The sequence below is a fragment of the Sorangium sp. So ce117 genome (assembly GCF_051524395.1).
In the GTDB taxonomy this organism is placed as follows: domain Bacteria; phylum Myxococcota_A; class Polyangia; order Polyangiales; family Polyangiaceae; genus Sorangium; species Sorangium cellulosum_B.
In genome coordinates this window covers 3,961,711-3,972,818 of record NZ_CP150309.1, presented here as the reverse complement: position 1 = coordinate 3,972,818, position 11,108 = coordinate 3,961,711, and the positions used below count along the sequence as shown (strand labels likewise).

Below are 11,108 nucleotides of genomic sequence, written 5' to 3'. Positions count from 1 at the left end.
GATCGTTAACCCTGTCTCGAGCTCCTCCGGTGCGCGGGCGTGCCGAATCTTGAGCCGCGGTGGACCTCTGGAGAACACTGCTGGGCGTGTTCCCAACGCGCCGGTCGACCGTCCCGCCCTTGACAGCGGTCGCGCCCTTCACGCAAAGGCGAGGCGTGCAGGCGCTACCGCTGATGGCGACCGACGACGAGGCGCTCGCGCGCGCCGCCGCGCAGGGGCACCCGGGCGCCGCGCCGATCCTCTGGCAGAGGTTCGCGCCGCTCGTGCGCCGGATCCTGACGCGCACCCTCGGGCCGGGCGACGAGGTCGACGATCATGTGCAGGACACGTTCCTGCGCTTCTTCCGCGTGGCGAAGGACCTCAGGGACCCTTCGCTGCTCTCGAGCTTCATCGTCGGCATCGCGGTGCGCGTCGCGCGCGCCGAGCTGCGGCGCCGGCGCGTTCGGCGCTGGCTCCAGCTGTCGCCCTCGGGCGAGCTCCCGGACATGGGGGGCGCGCAGCAGGATCCGCAGGGGCGCGCGGCGCTCACGCGGCTCTACCGCATCCTCGACCAGGTCGACGACAGGTCCCGGACGCTCTTCGTGCTGCGGTTCATCGAGGGGCTCGAGCTCACCGAGATCGCCGCCGCGCTCGGCTGCTCCCTGGCCACGACGAAGCGCCACCTGGCGCGCGCGTCCCACCGGATCCTCACCGCCGCGGAGCGCGATCCCGCGCTCTCGGCCTACCTCACCAAGGCCCCGCAGGACCTCGATCGGCCCGGGACCCTCCCCGCCGACGGAGGAGATCGCGATGAATGAAGCGGAGAAGCTGAGCCGGCTCGCGGACATCGTGCGGAGCGGCGTCCCCGCGGACGTCGACGCGGCGCACGACGCCGCCGAGCGCGCCCGCTTCGTGGAGGCGGTGAGCCGCGGCGCGGGCCGCGCGGGAGCGCTGGGCCGCGTGGGCTCGTGGCTGCGCGCCTCGCCCCTGTGGAGCGCGCTGACCGGGCGGCCGCGGTGGAGCTTCGCGCTCGCCGGCGGGGCGGCGCTCGCGCTCGCGCTCGTCGCGCTCTGGCCGGCGCGGCCGCTCGACTACGCCGTCGAGGGCGCGCCTTCCGCCGCGGGCCGGTACATCGCCGCGACGGCCGGCGGAGAGGCGCGGCTCCGCTTCACGGACGGCACCTCCGTCGCGCTCTCGCCGGGCAGCGCGATGCGCGTGGTCGACGTCGACGCGGCCGGGGCGCGCATGCTGCTCGAGGACGGCCGCGCGTCGCTGCGCGTCACGCGGCGGCCGAGGGCGCGCTGGTCCGTCGAGGCGGGGCCGTTCGCGGTGCTGGTCACCGGCACGGCGTTCGACGTGTCCTGGAGCCGCGGCGACGGCACGCTGCGCGTCGATCTGCACGAGGGGAGCGTGACCGTGCGCGGGCCGCTCGCGCCCGACGGGCTGCCGCTCCGCGCCGGGCAGCGGCTCGTGGCGCGGATGCGCGAGGGCGACGTGCAGATCTCGAGCGGCGACGCCGCGAGCGCGGCGGACCCGGCGCCGAAGGCGCTGCCGCCCGCGGGCACGGCGGCGCAGCCCCGGGAGGAGAAGACCATCGGACCTGGCGACGCCGGGGGCGGCGACGCCGGGGCCGTACGGCCGGAGGGCTCGCGGGCAGAGGGGGCGCCCGCGAGCCCTCCGACGGACGGTGCGGGGCCGGCGGCGCCGGCCGGCGCGGCGGCGGCGCCGAGCTGGGCGCAGCGCGTGGCGGCGGGGGATTTCCGGGCGGTCCTGGCCGAGGCGGAGCAGCGCGGACTCGGGGGGGTGCTCGAGCGGGGCTCGCTGGACGACCTTGTCGCCCTCGGGGACGCGGCGCGGTACGCGCGGCGGGGCGACGTGGCGCAGCGCGCGCTCTCGGCGACGCGCAAGCGGTTCCCGGGGACGAGCCAGGGCAAGGCGGCGGCCTTCCTGCTCGGCCGCCTGATCCACGACGGCGGCTCGCCCGAGGCGGCCGTCGCCTGGTACGACACGTACCTCGCCGAGTCGCCGGGCGGCCCGTTCGCGGCCGAGGCGCTCGGCCGCAAGATGGTGGCGATCGAGCGTACGGCCGGCCGGGCGGCGGCGCGCCCCATCGCGGAGCTCTACCTGAAGCGCCACCCGCGCGGCGCGCATGAGCCCGTGGCGCGCGATCTCCTCACGCCGTGACGCCCGGCGGGTGACTCCCCCGTTCTGGCATCCATCGGTTGATCCGATCGGGAGAACGTTCGCTGGTGTGGGCTTACCCCCATAAGCGTTACCCAGGCTTCGCGCCGCGTTCTCCTACATCCGAACGTTTACGTGGTCGTGGTCGTGCTCGTTTACGTGGTCGTGGTCGTTTACGTGGTCGTGGTCGTGGTCGTTCACGGCCTACCGTTGACGACCACGACCACGACCACGTCTGAGGATCCCGCACATTTTTTGATCCGTTTCGGACGCGCCAAGCGTCTGAAATGTTATGGGAAATCCCGATGTGCCGGAAACGACGCCTTCGATCGTTCGCGAGTTCGAGACGGTGCAGCTGGGCGATGCGCGCCTGCATCAGCGGGTCCGGGCTGTGGTGGCACGGCTGAGCGTCGCGCCGGGCGAGAGCTTCCCGGACTCGCTGAAGACAGAGGCAGAGCTGGAGGGCTTCTACCGGCTCCTTGGCAACAAGCGCGTGTCGTATGGTGCGCTGGTGCAAGCCCACAGCGAGCAGACCCTCGAGCGCATGGCCGGTCACGACACGGTTCGCGCGGTGCATGACACCACCGCGGTCGCCTTCGACGGCGACGGAGCACGCAAAGGGCTCGGTCCGCTCAACGGCAAGGACACGCAGGGCTTTTTGGCGCACGCGACGCTCGCCGTGGCCACCGACGCGATCAACCAGCCGCTCGGATTGCTGGGCCTTGCCTGCTGGGCCCGCAAAGCCTCCGCCCTCTCCAAGAGCCCACGCAAGAAGAACAGGACGGGCAGCGACTATGCGCGCGTGACCGACAAGGAGTCGACGCGCTGGCTGCGGCAGGTAGAGGCGGCCGAGCAGGCCGTGGGCGACCGCACGTCGCTGCTGCACGTCATGGACCGCGAGGCCGACGCCTACCCGCTTCTGTGCGCCATGGTCGAGCAGGGCCACCGCTTCGTCGTGCGCATGGCGCGCGATCGGAACGTGTCGGAGCTGGCCGAGGACGAAGAGGAATCGCTCGACGACAGCGCTCCGCTGCGGCTGAGCGAGGCGCTGGTCGAGCTGCCGATCCGGCTCAGTCGCGAGGTTGTGCTCACCCAACGCCGCGCCGGACCGGTACCTGCGAGCAAGCGCGCGCACCCCGCGCGCTCGGAGCGGAGCGCCACGCTGGGCGTCGGCGCTCGGCGCGTGGCGCTGCGCCGTCCGTACTACCTGCCCGAGCTGGCCGAAGAGCTCGCGGTCAACGTCGTGTTGGTGCAGGAGATCGACACGCCAGCGGGCGAAGAGCCGGTCGCGTGGGTGCTGGCGACCAACGAGCCCGTCGACACGCCCGACCAGATCGCAGCGATCGTCGACCATTACCGGGCACGGTGGCTCATCGAGGAGTTCTTCAAGGCGCTCAAGACCGGCTGCGCCCTCGAGACGCGCCAGCTCGAGAGCTTCCGGAGCCTGACGAACGCGATGGCGCTGTTCGCCCCGATCGCGTGGCAGATGCTGCTGCTGCGCTCTCTGTCACGCCTTGAGCCCAACGCGCCCGCGGAACGAGCCCTGAACCCCACGCAGCTGAAGCTGCTGCACCAGCACCAGCCCAAGAAGCTGCCGGCTCAGGGGGCGACGGTAGTCGATGCGCTCTACGCCGTTGCCGGTCTTGGTGGACATCTCAAGCGCAACGGCCCCCCCGGCTGGCTGACGCTTGCGCGCGGAATGCAAACCTTGCTCATGCTGGAGACGGGCTGGAACGCCGCCCTCGCCAACACAGCGAAAACTAAGGGGGAAATGTGATCAATCCTCAGACGACCACGTAAACGTTCACGTTCACGTTGGTGACCAATGGTGTGGTGGAAGGCGGAGGCCCGAGGAAGGCAATCCGGCGCGCCCTGTCGCGCGCCGCTGCCCACCTCGGGCCGGTCAGCTCGCCGCGCCCTCTCGCGCGGCGAGCACGGATGAGCTCGGAAGTGAAGGTCCTAGTTCGAGCGGCTCAGCGGGTACTTGTAGAAGTTCTGCGCCCACTCGATGGTCCAGATCGTCGGCTCCACGTACACGTTCTTGTCCGCGCCGAGGACCATCCCCCGCTTCATCTTCGCCATCGCCGTCAGGAAGACCTTGCGATCGTCCTCCATGCGCGGCCGCATCACGGTCGACGGGGGATACAGCTCCTTGACCTGAGCCACAGTCGCCGCGTCGTTGATCCACCCGTCGACCCCGTGCTCGCCCTTCGGGAGGCGCGAGCCGCCGGCGTCCAGCCAGTCGCGCAGATCGTTGTTGCCTCGGTTCATGCCGTCGGCATGGCAACCGATGCAGGAGCTGCCGGTGTTCAGGCGGCGGTCCTGGGCGGCGAAGCCCAGCGTGCTGTTGATCTGCGCGTCCGAGGCGGTCTTCTGGAGGCGCGGATCGCGCACGATGTTGACGAAGGCGTCGACGCGGCGCTGGTTGATGCCGCCCCAGAGCGAGTACGCCTGCAGGCCGTTCGGCAGATCCCAGATCACCTCCTCCGCCGACTGCTGGAGGCCGTCGGTCCCGGTGTAGTAGCGGCAGTTGATGTAGCTACCGCCCGCGTAGCTCGGCGCCCCGTCGCACCCCGCCGGCTCCGTGCCGTTCGGCTGAGCCAGCGTCGCGATGAAGCTGTAGTTGCTCGCCGAGCCGCCAGCCCCGCTGATGAACTTGGGGATCGGGTGCGCCCAGAAGGGGAACCGGATCTGGCCCGTCTCGTACGCCTGCTCGATGGTGGTCACGCCGTCGAGCTGCCCGGAGAAGACGTCCCACGTCTTCCAGTAGAACCCGCCGCTCTTCGTCCTGGCCCTGTAGTACATGCGGGAATCGACGGTGATGGCCTGCTTCGTGAGCATGTACTCGTACGACTTGATCCCCGCGTCCTTGATGACGCCGAGCTCGGCCTCGAGATCCTGCGCGTACCAGGGGATCGCCATGATGGCGTTGTAGACGTCCGGGCGTGTCAGCGTGTAGACGAGCTGGCTCGCCTCGATGTAATCGGTCTTGAAGCCGTTGACGTTGGGCGGCAGCACCTGGCTGTCCGTGGCGCCCTCCACGTTGCCGGCGAGGACGCGCCCCCAGACGAGCCTGGCGAAGCTCGGATCCACCTGGACCGTCGAGGTGTATCTGTAGCGCTCCCTGAACGTGACGTCGGAGCCGACGGGCTCACCCAGGTAGTTGACCGAGGTCCTCCCGAAGAAGACGTCGTCGTCCGATCCGCCGAAGTGGAGCTTCGTGACCCCCTTGTTGTACCCCCAGTAGTTGCGGGTATCGAAGCGGTAGACCATGCCCTTGCCGTTGATGTCCACCGGGTTGACGATCGTGGGGGCCCAGCGCGCTGTCGAGTTCAGGGCCTTGGACAGCCCTACCCTGGCAACGTTGAGCTCCTCTGCGCTGACGCCCGCGTTGTGGAGCTCGTGCAGCGAGGCGTACTTGATGAACTCCGCGTCCGCCGCGGCGACGGTGGCCTTGTCCGTCGCGATCCACGCCTTGACCTGGTCCTCGGTGACCTTCTCGCCGGCCGCGACGGGGCGCGGGGTGGCCGGCAGGGTCGGCGCGACGGCGTTCGCCCACGCCGTGACGGCGTTGAGCATCTGCGTGTTCGCGTCTCTGCAGCTCGTTCCGAAGCAGTTGTGCCGGTCGATGCCCATCCGGACCACGAGCTTGGAGTCCGCCGGCTTCTTGAAGTTGACGCGCGTGAGCGCGTACTCGTGGGCCAGCGCCGGATCGACGTCGGAGTGCATGGGCGCCTGGGCCTTGCCCGTCGAGCTGTGGCAGCCAGAGCAGTTGGCGGTCAAGAGCGGGTAGACCGTCGTCTTGAAGGCCTCCAGCGACGCGGCCATGTTGAAGTTCATCTCCTTCGGAAGGCAGACGGCCTCGACGTTCTTGCCGCCCTTCCCGTCCGGGATCTGGCTGTAGCCGAGCGTGCAGCCCGACGCCGGGTTGACCCCCGTGTCCGCGTCGCCGCCGCCCGAACCGCCAGCGCCGCCCGAGCCGCCAGCGCCGCCAGCACCGCCCGAACCACCGACGCCGGTGCTCGCGCTGCTGGAGCTGCTTGAGCTGGTCGAGCTGCTGGAGCTGGTCGAGTTGCTTGAGCTGGTCGAGCCGCCAGCGCCACCAGCGCCGCCGGATCCGCCCGAACCACCGACGCCGGTGCTCGCGCTGCTGGAGCTGCTTGAGCTGCTTGAGCTGCTTGAGCTGCTGCTCGCGCTGCTTGAGCTGCCCCCCACGACCTTGAACGTGAACTTCTGGTTGTCGCCGTTCGCCCAGCTGTACTGCTGGAGGCCGGCGCCGTCCGCGGTCGACCGCCCGGTGACGTCGAGCGCCTTGTTGCTGTTTCGGGCCATGATCCGCTGGGCGTTGTTGCCGACGTCCACGAACGAAAATTGCTGGCTCGTGGCGTTGCCGCAGCTGGATTGGACGACGGTGGCGCCGTTCGCCGTCGATCCACCGTTGATCCCGAGGCAGAGGCCGCTGTTCACGTTCCGCAGCCGGAAGTATCCACTCCCCGCGGACTCCGCCCGGAACTGCTGTCGCGTGGCGCCGTTGCACGTGGCGATCTGCGCAGCTGCCGAGCTCGCCGTGCTGCCCCCGCGTATCTCGACGCACTTGCTGCTCTGCACGCCGACGAGCGTGTAGACCGCGTTCGGGTCGATCGTAAGGCTCTCCCCGAGCGCGTCGCCTTGCTCGCTGCCGGTGTCGTCCAGACCAGCGATGCAGGAGACGGCGAGAAGGCTCGTCGCGGAGGCAAGCAAGGCGCTCCTTGATGCGAATCTCATGTTGTTCTCCTCTGTCAAGTAAGAAGTACGGTCTATCTACAGCTCGACGCTGCCCTTGCGCTGGTCAGGGGCTCTCGACACGCAATGCGCGATGGAGGCTCCGGAGGGACGGCCGCGGTGGTCATCGGTCATCGCCCCCCCAGGGGATCTCGATCACGAGGTGCGGAGCTGGAGGACTCGTTCGACAGGCGGTCAGGCACCGCTAAGAGGATTACTCTTGTCCCGTATCGTGTTGCGAGTCAAGCCCATCATGCGTCCCACCGCGTCATTTGCATGTTCGTTTGCGTGGTCATTTACGTGTTCGTTCACATGGTCTTTCACGTGAGCGTTCACATGTTCGAACACATGCATGATCGTTCGCGTGATCGTCTACAAATCCGTGCAAACACGCACGAACTTGCGCATCTCCGCGCCGGTCTCCCGCCCTCGATCCTCTTCATTCTGCCGCGCACCTATCCATCTCGTTCACTTTACCGGCATTTATGAACGACTATTTACGAAGCCACGACCACGGCAGTTGATGGCCAATGACTTGTGCCGCAATGTCCCACATCGACCGAGACATTTGGCTTCTCGCGCCCTCTTCGCCCGTGTCACTGAACGGGTCGAGTCTCGCCTGAACGAGAGTTGCCGCGGCACCCCTGGATCATCGGATGACCAGGGATCCGCCGTGCGTCGATCCCTGCACACATCCAGGCAGGTCGCTCCCCCGAGGCGGGACCCGGAGGGACACGGGGTGAATCGCCGAGGGGCCAGGGCAAGGAGAGAGCGTCAGGCGATGGTCAACATTGACAAGTTGAGAACAATTTGTCAAGTTCAGACCTTGACGGCCGGCGCGCCGATCGCAAAGCTCGTCCGGTGCGTGAGCGAGCCACCCTGGCCGAGCGCGCGCTCCAGCAGGAGGAGCCCACGCCTCCTCCGGCGACCAGGCTGCGGAACGGTCGCCTTCAAGGTCGTGTTCTGTCTCGCCAGGCACCGCGCCTGGCAGGAGGTCGTCCCCTCATGAACGATTCACGGCGTCGCAAAGGGCTGCGGCTCGAGCGGGCGCGCGCTTCAGCCCAGTTCAAGGACGGCAAGTTCGAGAACCCGTCGGGCGCCGGCCCCACCATGACCAAGGGCTCGACGCTGCCCGTGCTCGGCGAGTTCTTCTTCCGCCGCGGCCGGCGGGAGCCGCCCGCGCCGCTGCCCGTCGTGCGGCCCCACGAGACCTGGGCCCGGCAGAGCGACACCGGACTGCGGGTCACGTGGCTCGGCCACAGCACCGTCCTCCTCGAGCTCGATGGCCGCCGGGTCCTCACCGATCCGGTGTTCGGCGAGCGCGCCTCGCCGGTCTCCTTTGCCGGGCCGCTGCGCTTCCATCCGGTCCCCGCCACACTCGACGAGCTGCCGCCGCTCGACGCGGTCCTGCTCTCCCACGACCACTTCGATCACCTCTGCGCGCCGACGATCGAGGCGCTGGCCCGCACGCGCGTCCCCATCGTCACGCCCCTCGGCGTGGGCGCGCTCCTCGAGGCGCTCGGCGTCGACCCGGCGCGGATCACCGAGCTCGACTGGCACGAGCGCGCGGAGGTCGGCGGCGTCCGCTTCACCGCGACGCCCTCTCAGCACTTCTCGGGCCGCGGGCCGACGAGCCGCAACGCGACGCTCTGGGCTTCCTGGGTCATCGAGGCGGAGCGGCGCAAGGTCTTCTTCTCCGGCGACACCGGGCTGTTCCCCGGGTTCGAGGACATCGGCAAGCAACACGGCCCCTTCGACCTGGTGATGCTCGAGGTCGGCGCGTATCACCCTGCGTGGGGGACCATCCACCTCGGCCCCGAGAACGCGCTGACCGCGTTCGAGATGCTCGGCGGCGGCACGCTCCTGCCCGTCCACTGGGGCACCTTCAACCTCGGGCTCCACGACTGGGACGAGCCGGCCGAGACGCTGCTCTCCCTGGCCACCGAGCGGGGCGCGCGCGTCGTGACCCCCCGGATCGGCGCCGCGTTCGAGCCCGAGCGCGTCGGGGCGCCGACCCCGTGGTGGCGAGCGGTCGCAGGCCCGCGGTGACGGACGGCGGCCAGCCCCGCTCCCGCGCCACGCCTCGCGCGGTCACGCCGCCTGGGGCCTCGTCCCGGGCGAGGGCGGAGTGAGCTGCTCGACGGTGTAGGCGTATTCGTAGGTCTTGCGGAACTCGCGCCAGCTCCGGAGCTGCGGCATCCACTCGTCGTCCCGCAGCGCGCTGAGCAGGAGCAGGATGCGCGACTCCGAGGACAGCCGTATCACCGCGTCGCGCGTCTCCTGCGTCGCCATGCAGAGCTCGAGATCGGTCGCCGTGCGGATCCCATGCGCCTTCAGCCTCGAAAGGATGCTCGACGGCGCGTTCCGGGCCGGCTCGGCCTCGTCTCGCGCGTGGAGATACAGGATCGCCTGATCCACGAGGTCGACAAGGCGCGGGGCCGGGATGCGCGTGCGCAGGATCAGCTCGATCAGGTTGTGGTGCGCGAGGTTCTCGATGTTCTCGATGCCCTCCTCGAGCAGGCGCGCCTTGTCGTAGAGCGTGATGCCCTCGAGATGGGTCAGCGGGTCGCGGTCCTTCAGGGTCGGGACGAAGAAGGTGACCATGCGCGTCTTGAGCAGGTCATGGAGAATGGCGAGCCCGGTGTCCGGGACGATGCCAATGAAGAAGGCGAGCAGAAGCAGGTGCCAGGGCGCGTTGTCGATGGGCGCCGCGCCGCCCGACAGCGAGGCGCCCTCGAACGTCTTGCTCATGACCCAGGCCAGGATCGTGGCGATGATGATGCGCACGGAGATGTGGCTGTACGCCTTGGGCCCGAGATCCGCCCGCACATAGCGGCGGAATACCATGTTGAGCGCGAAGAAATACGTGCCGAGGAACGCGAACGTGAAGGCGGTCCGGTTGGGGATGAACAGGGAGTGAAGCTCGACCGGCTTGTCCCCCAGCGTCTCCGCCACGGACGCCACCGTCGGCAGCGCCGAGATCACCCAGCCGACCGAGAGGAGGAACGTGCTGAGGATGATCGGGACGAAGAACAGCGGACCGCGCCGGGTGTCCAGCGCGTCCTTCATCAGCGGAGAATAGGCCCGCTCCGCCTCGTCGATCGTGCGGAGCGCGGGGTCGAGCCGCAGCACGTCGCGGTGAAACTGCTCCTTCACCACGTTCCGGCGCTGCTCCGCGAACAGAAAGAACAGGAGCGCGGGCAACGTCGCCGCGGCGCCGATGAACAGCGCAAAGAGGAGCAGCAGCGCCATGCTGCGCATCGATAACGTGAAGATCTCGTGAAGGCGCGTCTCGGCCTGCAAGAGGACCGTGGCGGCGGGGATGCCGAACCCCACAAGGCACACCGCCAGCATGCCGATCGCGCGCCAGAACTGGTCGCGCAGCATCAACGCGGTGCTGCGATGGCGATGCTGGGCCCAGCGCTCCAGCGACGGGAACACGGTGAACGCGATCATCCCGACGCCGACCGTGCCGAAGGCCAGGCGGGCCCAGCCGTCCAGGGTGACCATGAACAGCGACGTGAGCCCCCCGAGGACAAGCACCCCCGCGATGGCGGCGGCGTCGAGGCTCGGCTCTTCGGCCTGGACCGGGGCGCGCTTCTCCACATAACCACGCTCGATCCAGACGCTCAGATCCAGCCCCTGCGCCGCCGTCTCCGTCGTGCGCACCACGTCGAAAGGCGCCACGACGAGATCGCTGCCATCGCGCCTGATGCAGATCCGGCGAGCCGTCTTGTTGACGAGCTCGATCTCCTCGGCGGGCGGCGCCTGCCGTACGTCCCCTCGCCCGCCGGGCGGCCGCCGCGCCCGCTCTGGCCTGGAAGGAGGCTGCCCTGCCTCCGGCGAGGCCTCCGGATGACCTGACTGCCCCTGCCGCCCCCCGGTCGTCGGGCTCACGAGCACCAGCGGACCGCCGTCGCGCTTCGACTCCGAGCCGCTGAGTTGGCGCGACGGCAGCTGCTGCAGATCGTCGATCTCCCCATCTGCCATGGCGTTTCCCCCTCGATCGGCGCGGTCGCCCCTGATCCCTGCGGCGGCGCATCGACGGCAGGTTGGGGCCCACTCGAGCTTATGCCCATCGACGCTCCTCCGCGAGAGCGCGCCGCACCGTGGAGGTCCTCTCGGTCGTGGCCCGTCCGGACGGACGCTGCGGGATCCCCGTGGCTCGGCTCCTCGGGTGCGTCGCC

The 11,108-nt window shown here is 69.5% G+C and carries 6 protein-coding genes; 4 read left to right on the top strand and 2 right to left on the bottom strand.

Annotation, left to right across the window (positions count from 1 at the left end; translation table 11 throughout):
- Nucleotides 1-155: 155 nt before the first annotated feature.
- From WMF46_RS14905 to WMF46_RS14895, 3 genes are all read left to right on the top strand, one after another.
- Nucleotides 156-797 (top strand): RNA polymerase sigma factor, encoded by a 642-nt coding sequence (locus WMF46_RS14905; protein WP_437986223.1) that lies wholly within the window; start codon nt 156-158, stop codon nt 795-797.
- A complete protein-coding gene (locus WMF46_RS14900; RefSeq protein ID WP_437986222.1) occupies nt 790-2,163 on the top strand; it encodes a FecR domain-containing protein in 1,374 nt (457 codons plus the stop codon). The genes WMF46_RS14905 and WMF46_RS14900 overlap by 8 nt, the downstream gene beginning before the upstream one ends.
- 289 nt (nt 2,164-2,452) lie before the next feature.
- The gene (locus WMF46_RS14895; RefSeq protein WP_437984921.1) at nt 2,453-3,937 is read left to right on the top strand and encodes an IS4 family transposase; all 1,485 of its coding nucleotides are present in this window, start codon (nt 2,453-2,455) and stop codon (nt 3,935-3,937) included.
- A 182-nt stretch (nt 3,938-4,119) separates the two neighbouring features.
- Here the strand turns inward: WMF46_RS14895 and WMF46_RS14890 are convergent, their stop codons facing one another.
- A complete protein-coding gene (locus WMF46_RS14890) occupies nt 4,120-6,924 on the bottom strand; it encodes an RICIN domain-containing protein (RefSeq protein ID WP_437986221.1) in 2,805 nt (934 codons plus the stop codon).
- A gap of 1,002 nt (nt 6,925-7,926) precedes the next feature.
- Here WMF46_RS14890 and WMF46_RS14885 point away from each other — a divergent pair.
- On the top strand, nt 7,927-8,970 hold the full coding sequence (locus WMF46_RS14885) for an MBL fold metallo-hydrolase (protein WP_437986220.1): 1,044 nt from the start codon (nt 7,927-7,929) through the stop codon (nt 8,968-8,970).
- Nucleotides 8,971-9,012: 42 nt separating this feature from the next.
- On the opposite strand, the gene WMF46_RS14880 is transcribed toward WMF46_RS14885, so the two are convergent.
- Nucleotides 9,013-10,911 carry a hypothetical protein gene (locus tag WMF46_RS14880; protein WP_437986219.1) on the bottom strand — a complete coding sequence of 633 codons (1,899 nt, stop codon included), beginning with the start codon at nt 10,909-10,911 and terminating at the stop codon, nt 9,013-9,015.
- Between the last annotated feature and the right edge of the window lie 197 nt (nt 10,912-11,108).